Source organism: Skermanella mucosa (genome assembly GCF_016765655.2).
Lineage (GTDB): Bacteria > Pseudomonadota > Alphaproteobacteria > Azospirillales > Azospirillaceae > Skermanella > Skermanella mucosa.
This window is the reverse complement of sequence record NZ_CP086106.1, coordinates 564,676-580,823: the sequence shown is the minus strand read 5'-3', so window position 1 is coordinate 580,823 and position 16,148 is coordinate 564,676. Positions and strand designations below refer to the sequence as shown.

Here is a 16,148-nt window from a genome sequence, read left to right as displayed (position 1 = left end):
GCCGGATACTCCCATACGAAGCCCTGAAAGCACGTCCATGTCCGATTCCTTCGAGATCGCCGGCCGCAGGCTCACCTCCCGCCTGTTCATCGGCACCGCCGGCTACCCGAACCGCCAGGTCATGCTCGACTCCATCACGGCGAGCGGGGCCGAGGTGGTCACCGTGTCGATCCGCCGCATCAGCCTGGAAGGCTATGCCGAGAGCATGGTCGACCTGCTGGGATCCGATTACGTCCTGCTGCCCAACACCGCCGGCTGCTCGACCGCGCGGGAGGCGGTGCTGACCGCCCGCCTCGCCCGAGAGGCGCTGGACACGAATTGGATCAAGCTGGAGGTGATCGGCGACCGAGAGACCCTTCATCCCGACGTGGAGGAGCTCCGGCGCGCGACCGAGGAGCTGGTCGCCGACGGCTTCACCGTGCTGCCCTACTGCAACGACGACCCGGTGTCGTGCCGGAAGCTGGCCGACGCCGGGGCTGCGGCGGTGATGCCGCTGGGCTCGCCGATCGGTTCCGGCCTGGGCATCGCCAATCCCCACGCGATCGAGCTGATCTGCGCGCGCAGCTCCGTTCCGGTGATCCTGGACGCGGGGATTGGCACCGCCTCGGACGCGACCCTGGCGCTGGAGCTGGGGTGCAGCGCCGTGCTGCTGAACACCGCCGTCGCCAAGGCCCGCGACCCGCGCCGCATGGCCGCGGCGATGCGCGCCGCGGTGGAGGCGGGGCACGCCGCCCGGGAGGCGGGCCGCATCCCGAAGCGGACCTACGCCCAGGCCTCAAGTCCCCAGCTCGGCCTGATCGGCACCTGACTTGACCGGCATGGGGCGAGGGCACTAAGAGAAAGCATGTTGAAGTTCCTCACCCTCGTCCTGCTGATCGCCATCGTGTGGTTCGGCTTCAAGTTCGTGACCCGCTCCCAGGCGATCGCCAAGGCGAAGCGCGAGATGGCGGCCCGCCGCGAGGCCGGGCTGCCCCGCCCGCGCCCCCGCGACGCGCAGGAGATGGTCCGCTGCGCCTCCTGCGGCGTCTACGTGTCGGCCACCAAGGCCAGCGCCTGCGGCCGCCCGGACTGCCCTTACCGGTGAGGGGGTTCCTGTTGCTTGTCCACAGATGAACGCAGATGGACACAGATGTTTTTTCGATCCTGTCTGTGTTCGTCTGCGTTGATCCGTGGGCAATCCGGCCCTGCGCTGTTCACCCGCCCCGGGTCGCCGGCTCCGACGCATCGCCTCCTGCACTTGATTCCGCCAGATTGCCCGCGTATCGTCCACGCACTGCAACATAATCATAAAGTGTGAGCGAACATGGCGCCTGCAAGCGCGGCGACACGGCCCCTCAGCTTCCAGGGGCTGATCCTGAAGCTCCAGAATTTCTGGGCGGAACAGGGCTGCGTCATCCTCCAGCCCTATGACATGGAAGTCGGCGCCGGCACGTTCCACCCGGCGACGACCCTGCGGGCGCTGGGGCCGCAGGCGTGGCGCGCGGCCTATGTCCAGCCGTCGCGCCGGCCCAAGGACGGGCGCTACGGCGAAAATCCGAACCGCTTGCAGCATTATTACCAGTTCCAGGTGATCCTGAAGCCATCGCCGGCCGATGCGCAGGACCTGTACCTGAAGAGCCTCTACGCCCTGGGGATCGACCCCGCTCTGCACGACATCCGCTTCGTCGAGGACGACTGGGAAAGCCCGACCCTGGGCGCCTGGGGACTGGGCTGGGAGGTCTGGTGCGACGGCATGGAGGTCACCCAGTTCACCTATTTCCAGCAGGTCGGCGGCATCGAGTGCGATCCCGTCGCGGTCGAGCTGACCTATGGCCTGGAACGGCTCGCCATGTATGTGCAGGGCGTCGAGAACGTCTACGACCTGGACTTCAACGGCGCCGGCGTCCGCTACGGCGACGTCTTCAAGCGGTCCGAGGTGGAGTTTTCCACCTTCAACTTCGAATATGCCGACACCGACCGGCTGCTCCGGCATTTCAAGGACGCCGAGGCGGAATGCCGGATGCTCCTGGACGCCAAGCTGGCCCTGCCCGCCTATGACCAGTGCATCAAGGCGAGCCACCTGTTCAACCTACTGGATGCGCGCGGCGTGATCAGCGTGGTCGAGCGGGCCGCTTATATCGGCCGCGTCCGAACGCTCGCCAAGGGCTGCTGCGAGGCCTGGTTGGCGGGATTGCCGGCATCGGCCCCGGCACTGGCCCCGGCCCCGTCCGCCGCCGGCCCGACTTCCTGACAGACCGCCGGAAACCATGCCCCAGCTTCTGATCGAACTGTTCTCCGAGGATATTCCGGCCCGCATGCAAGCCCGCGCGGCCGAGGATCTCCAGCGTCTCGTCACCGCCAAGCTGGAGGCCGCCGGCCTGACGGCCGCCGCGAGCGAGGCCCACTCCACACCGCGCCGGCTGGCGCTGGTGGTGGAAGGATTGGCCGGGCGCACCGCCGACGTGCGGGAGGAGCGCAAGGGACCGCGCGTCGGCTCGCCGGAGCAGGCGGTCGCCGGGTTCCTGCGCGGGGCCGGCCTGTCCAGCCTGGACCAGTGCGAGCAGCGCGACACCGGTAAGGGGTCGTTCTGGTTCGCCGTGGTGGAGAAGCCCGGCCGCGCCACCGCCGAGGTGCTGCCCGGCCTGATCGCCGAGACGATCCGCGAGCTGCCCTGGCCCAAGAGCATGCGCTGGGCGACCGGCGGCTTCCGCTGGGTCCGTCCGCTGCACCATGTCCTGGCGGTGTTCGACGGCAAGCCGGTCGAGGGGTCGTTCGATCTGGGCGGCGGGCTGGGAACGTTGACGTTCGTCGACACCACCCGGGGGCACCGCTTCCTCTCGCCCGACGCCGTGGTCGAGGCCGGCAGCTTCGAGCGGTACCGCGAGGGCCTGCGGTCCGCCCACGTGATCCTGTCCAGGGACGAGCGCCGGGCGAAGATCGCGTCCGACGCGGCGGAGGTCGCGGGCGCCCACGGCCTCGTGGTGGCGCCGGACGAGGGATTGCTCGACGAGGTCACGGGGCTGGTCGAATGGCCGGTCGTGCTGAGCGGCGCCATCGACCAGCAGTTCATGGACGTCCCGCCGGAGGTTCTGACGACCTCCATGCGGACCCACCAGAAATATTTCGCCACGACCGACGCGACCGGCGCGCTGGCGCCGCACTTCGTGGTGGTCGCCAACATGGTCACGTCCGACGGCGGGGCCGCCGTGATCGCCGGCAACGAGCGCGTGCTGCGCGCCCGGCTGTCCGACGCCAAGTTCTTCTGGGAGCAGGACCGCAAGGTCAGGCTGGAGGAGCGGGTTCCGGCCCTCGAGTCCGTCATCTTCCACGCCCGGCTCGGCACCGTCGCGGAGAAGGTCAGCCGGCTGGAGACCCTGGCCGCCGAGCTGGCCGCCTTCGTGCCGGGCTGCGACCCCGACCGGGCGCGGCTGGCCGCCCGGCTCGCCAAGGCCGACCTGGTGTCCGGCATGGTCGGGGAGTTCCCGGAGCTCCAGGGCGTCATGGGCCGCTACTACGCGCTGGGCGAGGGGCTGGCCCCCGAAGTCGCCGACGCCGTGGCCGAGCACTACAAGCCGCTGGGGCCCAACGACCGCTGCCCGACCGCGCCGGTCAGCGTCGCGGTGGCGCTGGCCGACAAGCTGGACACCCTGGTCGGGTTCTTCGCGATCGACGAGCGGCCGACCGGCTCCAAGGACCCCTACGCGCTGCGCCGCGCCGCCCTCGGCCTGATCCGCCTGATCGTGGACAACGGCCTGCGGCTGGAACTGGGCCGCGTGTTCGGGATCGCCCACGGGCTGTACCGGGCCGAGAAGCTGGTGCCGGCCGCCCAGGTCGGGCCGCAGCTACTGGACTTCTTCGCCGACCGGCTGAAGGTCGTGCTGCGCGACCGGGGCGTTCGCCACGACCTTGTGGACGCCGTGTTCGCGCTCGGCGGGGAGGACGACCTGGTCCGCCTGCTGGGGCGGGTCCAGGCGCTCCAGGGCTTCCTGGGCACGGACGACGGCGCCAACCTGCTGACCGCCTACCGGCGGGCCACCAACATCGTCCGGATCGAGGAGAAGAAGGACGGGACCGCCCACGGCGGCGCGCCCGAGGCGGGCCTGCTGGAGCAGCCGGAGGAGAAGGCGCTGTTCCAGGCGCTGGCCGAGGCCGAGCGCGCCGCGGTGCCCCTGCTCGCCACGGAGGACTTCGCCGGCTGCATGGGCGCGCTGGCGGCGCTCCGCGCGCCGGTGGACGCCTTCTTCGACAAGGTGACGGTCAATGCCGACCAGCCCCCCCTCCGAGTAAACCGTCTGCGTCTCCTGAGCCAGATTCCCGCGACCTTGAATCGGATCGCGGATTTCTCCAGGATAGAGGGCTGAGGCGTGACGGTTCGCATATGATCATATGCAAAGCCATGATCCGCCCAACAACTCGCGGAATAGTCCTGGAGCATTTTGCCGGGGTAGTTGTTAACCACGGTCAATCCAGTATTTGAGTCCATCACAGGAGTTACCGGGGAGCACCATGGGTAATCAGGTCACAACCCGCTGGGTCTACAGCTTCGGCGACGGCAAGGCCGAAGGCCGGGCGGATATGAAGAACCTGCTCGGCGGCAAGGGCGCGAACCTTGCGGAGATGAGCAATCTGGGCCTGCCCGTGCCGCCCGGCTTCACCATCACGACCGAGCTGTGCACCTACTATTACAAGAACGACCGGACCTACCCGTCCGACCTGAAGGATCAGGTCGCGGAGGCGCTGGCCACGGTCGAGCGCAGCATCGGCGCCGGCTTCGGTGACCCCGAAAACCCGCTGCTGGTCTCCGTGCGCTCCGGCGCCCGCGCCTCCATGCCGGGCATGATGGACACCGTGCTGAACCTGGGCCTGACCGACGTGACGGTCGAAGGACTGGTCAAGCGCAGCGGCGACGCGCGTTTCGCCTATGACAGCTACCGCCGCTTCATCCAGATGTACGGCAACGTCGTCCTGGGCGTCGAGCACCACCACTTCGAGGACATTCTCGAGAACGTCAAGCGCGACCGCGACATCACCCTCGACACCGAGCTGGTCGCCGCCGACTGGCAGGCGGTGATCGACGGCTACAAGCAGGTCGTCCAGCACGAGCTGGGCCGTCCCTTCCCGCAGGACGTCCACGAGCAGCTGTGGGGCGCGGTCGGCGCGGTGTTCGGCTCCTGGATGAACCAGCGCGCCATCACCTACCGCCGCCTGCACGACATCCCGGCCGAATGGGGCACCGCGGTCAATATCCAGGCCATGGTGTTCGGCAACATGGGCGACGACTGCGCCACCGGCGTGGCCTTCACCCGCAACCCCTCCACCGGCGAGAACGCGTTCTACGGCGAGTACCTGGTCAATGCCCAGGGCGAGGACGTGGTCGCCGGCATCCGCACCCCGCAGCACCTGACCATCGCCGGCAAGCAGGCCAACAAGTCCGACCTGCCGTCCATGGAAGAGGTCATGCCGGAGGTGTTCCAGCAGCTCGACGCGGTGCGCCTGAGGCTGGAAGGCCACTACCGGGACATGCAGGACATCGAGTTCACGGTGCAGCAGAACAAGCTGTACATGCTGCAGACCCGGACCGGCAAGCGCACCGCCGCCGCCGCCCTGAAGATCGCGGTGGACCTGGCGAACGAGGGCGTGATCGACCATGCCGAGGCGATCAACCGGATCGACCCGGCGTCGCTCGACCAGCTCCTGCACCCGACCCTCGACCCCAAGGCGCACCGCACCGTGATCGCGCGCGGCCTGCCGGCCTCCCCCGGCGCCGCGTCGGGCAAGCTGGTGTTCAGCGCCGACGAGGCCGAGGCCCAGGCCCAGCTCGGCGAGTCGGTGATCCTGTGCCGGATCGAGACCAGCCCCGAGGACATCCACGGCATGCACGCCGCCCGCGGCATCCTGACCACCCGCGGCGGCATGACCAGCCACGCGGCCGTGGTCGCCCGCGGCATGGGCCGGGCCTGCGTGGCCGGCGCCGGCGACCTGCGGGTCGACTACAAGGCGCAGACCGTCAACGTCCGCGGCGTCACCATCAAGGCCGGCGACACCGTCACCATCGACGGCTCCACTGGCGAGGTCATGCTGGGCGCCGTCCCGACGATCCAGCCGGAGCTGTCGGGCGACTTCGCCACCCTGATGGGCTGGGCCGACGAGATCCGCCGCATGAAGGTCCGGACCAACGCGGAGACCCCGCTGGACGCCCGCACCGCCCGCAAGTTCGGCGCCGAGGGCATCGGCCTGTCGCGCACCGAGCACATGTTCTTCGACGCCGACCGCATCATCGCGGTGCGCGAGATGATCCTGGCCGAGACCGAGCAGGGCCGCCGCGCGGCGCTGGCCAAGATCGCCCCGATGCAGCGCCAGGACTTCGTCGAGCTGTTCACCATCATGAAGGGCCTGCCGGTCACGATCCGCCTGCTCGATCCGCCGCTGCACGAGTTCCTGCCGAACTCCGACGCGGAGATGGAGGAGGTCGCCAAGGCGGCGGGCACCGACATCCTGAAGGTGCGCCACCGCGCGTCGCAGCTCCATGAATCGAACCCGATGCTCGGCCACCGCGGCTGCCGTCTCGGCATCTCCTACCCGGAGATCTACGAGATGCAGGCCCGCTCGATCTTCGAGGCGGCGGTCCAGGTCTTCAAGGAGTCCGGCGAGACCGTGATCCCCGAGATCATGATCCCGCTGATCGGCACCCGGAAGGAGTTCGACATCCTGAAGGCCGTGATCGACAAGGTCGCCAATGAGGTGATCAGCAGCAGCGGCCGGCAGATCGAATACCTGGTCGGCACCATGATCGAGCTGCCGCGGGCCTGCCTGCGCGCCGGCGAGATCGCGGAGACGGCCGAGTTCTTCAGCTTCGGCACCAACGACCTGACCCAGACCACCTTCGGCATCAGCCGCGACGACGCCGGCAGCTTCCTGCCGGACTACCAGCGCGGCGGCATCCTGGAGCACGACCCGTTCGTGACCATCGATGTCGAGGGCGTCGGCGAGATGGTGAAGATCGCGGCCGAGCGCGGCCGGGCCACCCGGCCCGACATCAAGCTCGGCATCTGCGGCGAGCATGGCGGTGACCCGGCCTCGGTCCATTTCTGCGAGACCGTCGGCCTCGACTACGTCTCGTGCTCGCCCTACCGCGTTCCGATCGCCCGGCTGGCGGCGGCGCAGGCGGCGCTGTCGACCGTACGGACGAACCGGGACTGACCGGCATGCTGGCCAAGCTCCGCGACGCGCTCGCGCGCGGAGAGAAGGCGGCCCTGGCGGCGGCGCTGGCCGGGATCGAGCGCGATCCCGACGGCGCCGCCACCGCGGACCTGCTGGATTCCGCCTACAGGGACCCGGTCGCCCAGGTGATCGGGCTGACCGGCCCGCCCGGCGTCGGCAAATCGACGCTGACCGGCGCGCTGATCACCGAATACCGCCGGCTGGGCAAGACGGTCGGCTGCATCGCGGTGGATCCGTCGTCCAGGCGCAGCGGCGGCGCCCTGCTGGGCGACCGCACCCGCCTGGGCACCGACCCGGAGGATGCCGGCTGCTTCGTCCGCTCCATGGCGGCGCGCGACCGGCTGGGCGGGCTGGCGGGGCTGACGGTCGCCGCCATGGTGCTGATGCGGGCCGTCTATGACATCGTGCTGATCGAGACGGTGGGCGTCGGCCAGTCGGAAACCGACATCGCCGGCACGGCCGACACGGTGGTGTTCTGCGTCCAGCCCGGCTCGGGCGACAGCCTGCAATTCATGAAGGCCGGCATCGTCGAGATCCCGGACATCGTCGTGGTGACCAAGGCCGACATGGGTGCCGCGGCGGAACGGGCCCGCGCCGACGTGCGCGGCGCGCTCAGCCTCGCCGAGGAGGCGCGCGGCGGCTGGAGCGTCCCGGTGCTGGCCCTGTCGGTGCAGCAGCGCCAGGGCATCGGCGAGCTGATTTCCACGCTGGGCGACCATGCCGCCTGGCTGGCTTCCACGGGCCGCCTGGAAAGCCAGCGCCACGCCCAGGCGCGGACCTGGCTGGCAGAGGCGGTCCGCGAACGGTTCGGCCGCGAGGGCATCCGCCGCGCCGGCCCGCTGGACCTGGGGCCGGACGGCGCCCCCTTCGGGGAGCTTCGCGCCGTCGCCCGGCGGTTGCTATGACCTTGAACTGAGAGACCCCGGGAACTGAGAGACCCCCGGAGCGCCGCTCCGAGGGTCCTCCCAGGTCACGCAAGGTTGTCGGTCCCCCGCGCGTCCCCGGTTCTGCTTACGCTGAAATCTATTGCGAGCTGCCGCCGCCTGTCGTGGCGCCGGTTCCGCCGGCCCCGCCCGTCATGCCGCCGGTCCCCATGTTGCCCGATTCGCCGGAGGCGCCCGGCGTCGTGCCGGTGCTGCCGCTCATGCCGCCGCTGCCGCTGCGGTTCAGGGTGGTCATGGTGTCGCTGTATTCGAATTCCGGCATCGCCTCGACATCGGCCTGGGTCATGTTCGAGAGCGTCAGGCTTTCCGGTTCGTCGTCGTCTTCGGTCTGGACCTGCACCTGGGAGAAATCGACCGAGATCCGCTTCTCGCCGATGCCGAGGAAGCCGCCGCTGGCGATCACCAGCTGCCTGGGCTCGCCCGACGTGGGATCGATGATCACGTCCTCGACGGAGCCGATCTCCTCCCCGTCGCTTCCCACGACGTCCTCGCCGATCATCTCCTCGACGCTGACCGCGCCGGTGGCGGGCATGCCGTCCACGGCGGCGGGCGGAACCGCGGGGGTGCCGGACGGGTCGGTGGTCGAAGTGCCCTGCGCGAAGGCGGCGCCCGTCATGAGGGCGATGGCCGAAGCGGCGCCGATCAGTTCCCTACGCATGGAAGAACTCCTCTGGTCTGTTGAACAGTCCGTTTCTTCACCCCTTTCAACATGCCCCGCGGGTAACAATTCCACAGTCGCTACGAAATTCCGTTGCGGCGCCTCAGTAGGCCGCCCAGTCCGGCCGGTGCGGGACGATGCGGGTTTCCCCGGCCAGCAGGGGCAGCCCCTCCGCCCGGGCGCGCTCGACCTCCTCCAGCCGGAGCAGGGCCAGGGCCCGGTCGCCGGCGCCGGTCCGCATCTCCCCCGCCTCCTTGTCGCCCAGCATGACGAGGGCGCCGGGCTCCGGCAGGGGGCCTTCGACGGCGACCGGCATCAGGCGCTTGCGGACCAGCCCGCGGTACCGGGTCCGGGCGGTCAGCTCCTGCCCCATGTAGCAGCCCTTCTGCCAGGAGATCGCGTTCAGCTCGTCCAGGCCGTTCTCCAGCAGGATCGCCTTTTCCACGAGCATGTCGCGGCTGCCGTCGGGAACGCCCGATTCCAGGCGGAGCCGCTCGTAGGCCTCCGGCCCGGCCGGCCGGAAACCCCTGGCCTCCAACACTTCGGCCTCGGTCCCCCGCGGCAGGATGGCGCGGGCGCCGAGTGCGGCCAGGCGCGGGTCGGCGAAGACGACGCCGTCGCCCAGCGCCGCCGCGGCGCCCGGCCCGGCCGGCAGGCCGAGGGCTTCCAGGGCGCCGTCGCCGAACAGGGCGGTGACCGAGAAGCGGGCGCTCTCGTCCTCCAGTGCGACCTTGGAGCGCAGCTTGTACATCCTGAGCCGCCGCTGGAGGTCGGCCAGCCGCTCCGCCTCGCAGTCCAGCAGCAGCCTGTCGCCGAGGGCGGCGATGAAGAAGTCGTGCAGGAACTTGCCCTGCGGCGTCAGCAGGGCGGAATAGACGGCGCGCGCGGGGCCGACGGGAGTGACGTCGTTGGTCACCAGTCCCTGGAGGAAGGCGGTGCGGTCGGCATCGCCGATCGCCAGGATGCCGCGCGGGGCCAGGGTGACGTAGGAAGGATTCATGGCTCGGCTCCACCGGCGGTCGAGGGAAGGGGCTATCGCGATCCGAAATCATCACGTATTGACGTGCGGCGCCTTTGGCAAGGTGGCCTCTTGGCGCGGCACGGGGACTTCGGGGGCATGTCTTGCGCATTCTGTTCATCGGCAACAGCCGCATCGGCGACTTCATCCTGTCCAGCGGCCTGCTGGCGCACCTGACCGAGCGCCACCCCGAGTCCAGGATCACCGTCGTATGCGGGCGGATCGTGGCGCCGCTGCTCGCCGAGGCGCCCTGCATCGAGCGCGTCATCGTGATGGAGAAGCGCAAGCACCACCGCCACTGGCTGGACCTGTGGCTGGCCACGGTCGGCACCCGCTGGGACCTGGTGGTCGATCTGCGGAACTCGGCCGTGTCGCGGGTGCTGGCGGCGCGCGAGGTTCGCCGGGTCGGCCGGGCGAAGGGCATGCGGCTGCACCGGGTCGAGGAGATCGGCCGCGTGCTGGACCTGGACCCGCCGCCCGATCCCCGGCTGTGGATCGGAGCCGCCGACCATGCTGCGGCGGCCGGGCTGGTGCCCGATGGCCCGCCGGTGCTGGCGCTGGGGCCGGGCTCGACCCACGAGCACAAGCGCTGGCCGTCGGAGCGGTTCGCGGAACTGGCGCGGCGCCTGACCGGCCCTGACGGCATCCTGCCCGGCGGCAGGGTCGCGGTGATCGGCTCCCCCGCGGAGCGCGCCCAGGCGGAGCCGGTGCTGGCCGCGGTCGAGCCGGACCGCCGGATCGACCTGATGAGCAACACGCCGCTGCTGGTCGCGGCGGCCTGCCTGCAGCGCTGCGCGCTGTATGTCGGCAACGACGGCGGCCAGATGCACCTGTCGGCGGCGGCCGGCGTGCCGACCGTGGGGCTGTTCGGCCCGACCCCGGCCTTCCATTACCGCCCGTGGGGCAAGCACGCGGCCCATGCCCAGGCGCCCGAGCCGTTCGAGGCCCTGGCGGCGAAGATCCCGGAGGCGATGCGCGACGGCGTGTCGCTGATGGGCGGGCTGACGGTCGACGCCGTCGAGGCGGCGGTGCGCCGGCTGTGGGACACGGTCCGTGCCTGAGTGGCGGGCGGGCTCCGGCTGTGCTAGGAAGCGGTCGGAACGATAGTGGCAACCTCCCAGGAATGACGCGATGGCTATCCTGATTGAAGTGGCTCCCGGCGAGCTGATCGACAAGCTGACGATCCTGGAGATCAAGAAGGCCAACATCGGCGACCCCGCCAAGCTGCGCAACGTCGAGCACGAGTACGACGTGCTGTCGCGCGTGCTGGCGGAGCAGGTCCCGCCGAGCGGCGACCTGACGGCGCTGACCGCCGAGCTGAAGGCGATCAACGAGAGCCTGTGGAAAATCGAGGACGACATCCGCGACCTGGAGCGGGCGCGCGACTTCGGCCCGGCCTTCATCGAGCTGGCCCGCGCCGTCTATCACACCAACGACCGGCGGGCGGCGGTCAAGCGCCGGATCAACGAGCTGCTGGACAGCCCGATCCTGGAAGAGAAATCCTACGCCGCCTACTGACCGGCCGGGTGGAACCAGGACTTGGCCACGACCATGAACCGGCGACCGGACCAGCCGCCCCCCGACAGCGTCGCCGTCTTCAGCTATGAGGAGATCATCGGCGACGGGCTGTACAAGCTGCCCTTCGTGCGGATGGTGCGGGCGGCCTATCCCTCGGCGCGGATCACCTGGATCACGACGCGCAAGACCGTCTATGCCGGCCGGCTCCAGCCGCTGATGGACGGGCTGATCGACGAGTTCCGCCAGGACAGCGGGATCGGCGTCCATGTCTCCGGCCTGCTGAAGCCCCTGCCCTTCCGCGAGCGGTTCGGCGTGATCATCGATACCCAGACGACGCTTTGGCGCACCCTGACGATCCGGCGGATGCCGCACGACCTGTTCGTGTCCGGCGCCCTGGGCTTCCGGCTGTCCGACGCCAAGCCGCCGCCCAGCCAGATCCGCCCGCCGCACATGGTGGACCGGCTGGCCGACCTGCTGAGGCTGGCCGCCGGCTCGGTGCCGAAGGTGGAGGCCGGCCTGCGCCTGCCCGAGCCGCTGGTCGCGAAGGCCGAGGCGGCGCTGCCGCCGGGCCGCCGTTATGTCGGCCTGGCGCCCGGCGCCGGGAAGCGGTTCAAATGCTGGCCGCTGGACCGCTTCGTCGCGGTGGCCCGGGCGCAGGTCGAACGGGACCGGGTGCCCGTCTTCATCCTGGGACCCGACGAGCTGGAGTGGATGCCGCACCTGAAGGAAGCGGTCCCGGCGGCGCTGTTCCCCGAGCAGGACCGGGAGGTCTGGGGCGACGAGTTCACGCCGCTGCGGACCATCGCGCTGGCCCGCCGCTTCGCCGCGGCGGTGGCCAACGACAGCGGGGTCAGCCATATGTTCGGCGCCGCGGATATCCCACTGGTTACCCTGTTCGGGCCGACCCCGGCGGCGAAGTTCCAGCCAAGGGTAACCTCCGGCGGAGCGATGACGGCGCAGGAGTTCGGAGGGCGCGACATGGCCGCCATTCCGGCGCAAGCCGTTATCGAAAGGCTGGACCGTCTTGCGATACACCCGATCGATCAGGCTCCTTATTCCAAAAACTCCTGAAATCCTCCTGCGTATGCTGCATTGTGTCAAACAGACACGGTGTCAAACGGACACGGACGAGCTGAGATCATGCCTCCCATCAACAGTGCCCCGACCATCCATCCCGTACTTCTTTCCGGCGGCTCCGGATCGCGCCTCTGGCCGATCTCACGGGAAAGCTATCCGAAGCAGCTGCTGCCGCTGGTCGGCGAGCGGACCATGCTCCAGGACACCGTGGGCCGCGTCGCGGGCGAGGGTTTCGCGCCGCCGCTGGTGATCTGCAACGACGAGCACCGGTTCGTGATCGCGGAGCAGCTCCGCCAGATCGCCGTCACGCCGGCGGCCATCGCGCTGGAGCCGGTCGGCCGCAACACCGCTCCCGCGGCGGCCGTGGCAGCGCTGATGATCGCTGAGCAGGACCCCGACGGGCTGCTGCTGCTGCTGCCGGCCGACCACGTGATCCGCGACACCGGGGCGTTCCACGCCGCCGTGGCCGCCGCCGCAGGTGCCGCCGCCGCCGGCAACCTGGTGACCTTCGGCATCACGCCGACCGCGCCGGAGACCGGCTATGGCTATATCCGCCAGGGCGCCGAGCTGACCGGCCACGGGGGCGTGTTCCAGGTCGACGCCTTCGTCGAGAAGCCGGGCATCGGCAAGGCGGCCGACATGCTGGCGGCCGGCGGCCATTTCTGGAACGGCGGCATGTTCCTGTTCTCCGCGGCCAAGCTGCTGGCCGAGATGGAGAGGTTCGAACCCGCCATCGTCGCCGCCTGCCGCGAGGCGATCGCCAAGGGCTCCCGCGACCTGGACTTCTTCCGCCTGGACCCGGAAGCCTTCGGCAAGGCCCCCAGCATCTCCATCGACTATGCCGTGATGGAGCGGACCGACGCCGCCGTGGTGGTGCCCGCCACGATCGGCTGGACCGACGTGGGCGCCTGGTCGGCGCTGTGGGACATCGGCGCCAAGGACGGGAACGGCAACGTGTTCGTCGGCGACGTGATGACCGAGGACGCTCACAACTGCTATGTCCGCTCCGAGGGCGTGCTGACCGCCGTGGTCGGGCTTGACGACGTGGTGGTGGTCGCGACCGACGACGCCATCCTGGTCGCCAGCCGCGACAAGGTGCAGGACATCAAGAAGGTGGTCGAGCGGCTGAAGAAGGAAGGAAGGCCGGAGGCGAAGATCCACAGCCGGGTCCATCGCCCCTGGGGCTTCTACCAGTGCCTGCACGAGGGCGAGCGCTTCCAGGTCAAGCGCCTGACGGTCAAGCCCGGCGCCACGCTGTCGTTGCAGAAGCATTATCACCGGGCGGAGCACTGGGTCGTGGTCAACGGCACGGCGCTGGTCACCCGCGATGCCGACCAGGTGCTGCTGCGCGAGAACGAGTCGATCTACATCCCGCTGGGCGCCGTCCACCGGCTGGAGAATCCGGGCAAGGTGACGCTGAACCTGATCGAGGTCCAGTCGGGATCCTACCTGGGCGAGGACGACATCGTCCGCCTGACCGACACCTACGGCCGGGCCTGACCGGAAACGGGCGGAGGGGCGGCGTCCCGCCGCCCACGGTGCGCGGGACGACGATTGCCAGCTCAATCAAAAGATGCTTTTTTGGTAGAGCGTTCCTCTTTTTTTATCGTCATGACCGGGCTTGACCCGGTCATCGCTTGCAGACTCCATCAGCGCCGCGGTGCAAGGAGATGCCCGGATCAAGTCCGGGCATGACGAAAAGGGGGGCATCTCTGCCCATGACAAGCCTTTTGAGCGTCGAGCAAGTACTGTGCCGGACAGCCGTGGCGTCCCGCCGCCCGTGGTGCGCGGGACGCGCACCCTCCGGCTTCGCTACTTGTGGATCGGATCGACCCAGGCGACGGTTTCGGGCTGTTCCACCATGGGAATGTCCAGGTTGACGACGACGGCGTCCTGGTCGCTGCGGACCAGGACGCATTCCAGCGGTTCGTCGGCGCTGGCGTTGATCTCCTGATGGGGGACGAAGGGCGGGACATAGATGAAGTCGCCCGGCCCGGCCTCCGCCGTGTATTCCAGCGCCTCGCCCCAGCGCATGCGGGCGCGTCCGCGCACCACGTAGATGACGCTCTCCAGCTCGCCATGATGGTGGGCGCCGGTCTTGGCGTCGGGATGGATCGTGACCGTCCCGGCCCACAGCTTCTGCGCCCCGACGCGGGCGTGGTTGATGGCGGCCGCCCGGTTCATGCCGGGGGTCTGCGGGGTGTTGGTATCGAGTTGGTCGCCGCGCACGACGCGGACGCCGTGCTCCCGCCAGTCGGCCCCGTGCCGGTCGGCCCCGTGCTGATCGCCCCCGTTCTGCTCGGTCATGGCTGGGTTCCCTCCCCTTCTCCGGTTCCGGTCAGGCCGCGTAGACGTCGCGGTAGAGGCTGACGATCTCCTCCGCGGTCGGCACGCGCGGATTGTTGGCCGGCGAGCCGGAGCCCAGCGCCTGCTCCGCCATCAGCGGCAGGATCGACATGAAGCGGCTCTCGTCGATGCCGTAGGCCTGCGGTGTCGGCACCTTGAGATCGGCATTGAGGGAGACGAGGGCGCCCAGCAGCGCGATCCCCGCCTGCTCGTCGTCGGTGTCGGGCGCGCAGGCCCCCATGGCGCGGGCGCAGTCGGCGTAGCGGGCCGTCGCCGTGGGGAGGGAGAAGGCGGTGACCGCCGGCAGCAGCATGGCGTTGGACAGGCCGTGCGGCACGTGGAAATGGGCGCCGATCGGTCGGCTCATGCCGTGGACCAGGGCGACCGAGGCGTTGCTGAAGGCGATGCCGGCCTGGTTGGCCGCCAGCATCATCCCTTCGCGGGCCTCGCGGTTGTCCGGCTCGAAGCAGGCGGTGCGCAGGTGCTTCGCGACGCGCGCCATGGCGGCCAGGGCCATGCTGTCGGAGAACGGGTTTGCCTTTCGGCTGACATAGGCCTCGATCGCGTGGGTCAGCGTGTCGATGCCGGTGTCGGCGGTCAGGCGGAAGGGGCAGGTCAGCGTCAGCTCGTAATCGACGATGGCGCCCTGGGGAATCACGCCGTTGCCGGCGATCAGCATCTTCTCGTCGGTCTCGGTATCGGTGATGACGGTGAACTTGGTCACCTCCGACCCGGTCCCGGCGGTGGTCGGGATGGCGAGCAGCGGCACGCCCTCGTTGGGGATCGGATTGGGCACCTTGTAGTCGCGCATGCGGCCGGGATTGGCGGCCAGGACGCCCATGGCCTTGGCGGTATCGATCGGCGAGCCGCCGCCGAGCGCGATCATCCCGTCGAACCCGCCGCCGGAGAGCATGCGGGCGCCGGCATCGACCACGTCGGTGGTGGGATCGGGCACGGTGTCGGCGAACACCTCGAACGGGATGCCGGCCGCCTTCAGCGGATCGGTCAGCCGGGCGATGGCCCCGCTGTCGCGCATGAAGGGGTCGGTCACGATCAGCGGGCGCCGGATGCCCAGCCGGCCCAGCATATCGGCGACCTGGCCGATGGAGCCGCCGCCGATCAGCATCAGCTTGGGCATGGCGATGGTGGCGATCATGTCGTGCGTTCCTCCCGCGACTTTTTGTCCTGTCTGGGGGTAGTTGTACGACGGGGGTCCGGGCGGGGCAACCGGCAGTCGGTGGGTCGGCTGGGCGTGGGGTGGCGAGGCGGGAGGAGTTGAGGGCGGCGGAGGCGGGGGTCTAGATGTGGGGTGATGTGTGGGCCGAGCATGGTGAGGGGGTCAACTGCGGAGTAACATTGGGAAATCAACGACTTCCGGCTGTTGATC

The 16,148-nt window shown here is 69.7% G+C and carries 14 protein-coding genes; 10 read left to right on the top strand and 4 right to left on the bottom strand.

Annotated features, from left to right (window positions below; translation table 11 throughout):
- The first annotated feature begins 37 nt into the window (after window positions 1–37).
- The 6 genes from thiG to meaB all read left to right on the top strand — a co-directional run bounded on the left by thiG (window position 38) and on the right by meaB (window position 8,105).
- Window positions 38–808: a thiazole synthase gene (thiG, locus tag JL100_RS02650; RefSeq protein WP_202683708.1), complete on the top strand. Its 771-nt coding sequence runs from the start codon at window positions 38–40 to the stop codon at window positions 806–808.
- Window positions 809–844: 36 nt separating this feature from the next.
- Entirely contained in the window at window positions 845–1,084 is a 240-nt protein-coding gene (locus tag JL100_RS02645) for a PP0621 family protein (protein WP_202683709.1), read from the top strand.
- Window positions 1,085–1,303: 219 nt separating this feature from the next.
- The gene (locus JL100_RS02640; protein WP_202683710.1) at window positions 1,304–2,230 is read left to right on the top strand and encodes a glycine--tRNA ligase subunit alpha; all 927 of its coding nucleotides are present in this window, start codon (window positions 1,304–1,306) and stop codon (window positions 2,228–2,230) included.
- 16 nt (window positions 2,231–2,246) lie between these two features.
- Window positions 2,247–4,340: a glycine--tRNA ligase subunit beta gene (glyS, locus tag JL100_RS02635; protein WP_202683711.1), complete on the top strand. Its 2,094-nt coding sequence runs from the start codon at window positions 2,247–2,249 to the stop codon at window positions 4,338–4,340.
- A gap of 145 nt (window positions 4,341–4,485) precedes the next feature.
- The gene (ppdK, locus tag JL100_RS02630; protein WP_202683712.1) at window positions 4,486–7,179 is read left to right on the top strand and encodes a pyruvate, phosphate dikinase; all 2,694 of its coding nucleotides are present in this window, start codon (window positions 4,486–4,488) and stop codon (window positions 7,177–7,179) included.
- A 5-nt stretch (window positions 7,180–7,184) separates the two neighbouring features.
- Complete coding sequence (meaB, locus tag JL100_RS02625) at window positions 7,185–8,105, top strand: methylmalonyl Co-A mutase-associated GTPase MeaB (protein ID WP_202683713.1); 921 nt, start codon at window positions 7,185–7,187, stop codon at window positions 8,103–8,105.
- Window positions 8,106–8,223: 118 nt separating this feature from the next.
- Here the strand turns inward: meaB and JL100_RS02620 are convergent, their stop codons facing one another.
- Together JL100_RS02620 and ygfZ are read right to left on the bottom strand one after the other, a co-directional pair.
- Window positions 8,224–8,802: a PRC-barrel domain-containing protein gene (locus JL100_RS02620; protein WP_202683714.1), complete on the bottom strand. Its 579-nt coding sequence runs from the start codon at window positions 8,800–8,802 to the stop codon at window positions 8,224–8,226.
- Between the two features lie 103 nt (window positions 8,803–8,905).
- Entirely contained in the window at window positions 8,906–9,802 is an 897-nt protein-coding gene (gene ygfZ / locus JL100_RS02615; RefSeq protein WP_202683715.1) for a CAF17-like 4Fe-4S cluster assembly/insertion protein YgfZ, read from the bottom strand.
- A 122-nt stretch (window positions 9,803–9,924) separates the two neighbouring features.
- Here ygfZ and JL100_RS02610 point away from each other — a divergent pair, with 122 nt between their 5' ends.
- The 4 genes from JL100_RS02610 (at window position 9,925) to JL100_RS02595 (ending at window position 13,915) form a co-directional block, all read left to right on the top strand.
- On the top strand, window positions 9,925–10,881 hold the full coding sequence (locus JL100_RS02610) for a glycosyltransferase family 9 protein (RefSeq protein WP_202683716.1): 957 nt from the start codon (window positions 9,925–9,927) through the stop codon (window positions 10,879–10,881).
- A gap of 70 nt (window positions 10,882–10,951) precedes the next feature.
- Window positions 10,952–11,338 (top strand): DUF6165 family protein, encoded by a 387-nt coding sequence (locus tag JL100_RS02605; RefSeq protein ID WP_202683717.1) that lies wholly within the window; start codon window positions 10,952–10,954, stop codon window positions 11,336–11,338.
- A 21-nt stretch (window positions 11,339–11,359) separates the two neighbouring features.
- Entirely contained in the window at window positions 11,360–12,409 is a 1,050-nt protein-coding gene (locus JL100_RS02600) for a glycosyltransferase family 9 protein (protein WP_228421038.1), read from the top strand.
- A gap of 69 nt (window positions 12,410–12,478) precedes the next feature.
- Window positions 12,479–13,915 carry a mannose-1-phosphate guanylyltransferase/mannose-6-phosphate isomerase gene (locus JL100_RS02595; RefSeq protein ID WP_202683718.1) on the top strand — a complete coding sequence of 479 codons (1,437 nt, stop codon included), beginning with the start codon at window positions 12,479–12,481 and terminating at the stop codon, window positions 13,913–13,915.
- Window positions 13,916–14,227: 312 nt separating this feature from the next.
- Here the strand turns inward: JL100_RS02595 and JL100_RS02590 are convergent, their stop codons facing one another.
- Both JL100_RS02590 and JL100_RS02585 read right to left on the bottom strand, forming a co-directional pair.
- Window positions 14,228–14,722 (bottom strand): cupin domain-containing protein, encoded by a 495-nt coding sequence (locus tag JL100_RS02590; RefSeq protein ID WP_202683719.1) that lies wholly within the window; start codon window positions 14,720–14,722, stop codon window positions 14,228–14,230.
- 31 nt (window positions 14,723–14,753) lie between these two features.
- On the bottom strand, window positions 14,754–15,917 hold the full coding sequence (locus tag JL100_RS02585) for an iron-containing alcohol dehydrogenase (protein WP_202683720.1): 1,164 nt from the start codon (window positions 15,915–15,917) through the stop codon (window positions 14,754–14,756).
- Between the last annotated feature and the right edge of the window lie 231 nt (window positions 15,918–16,148).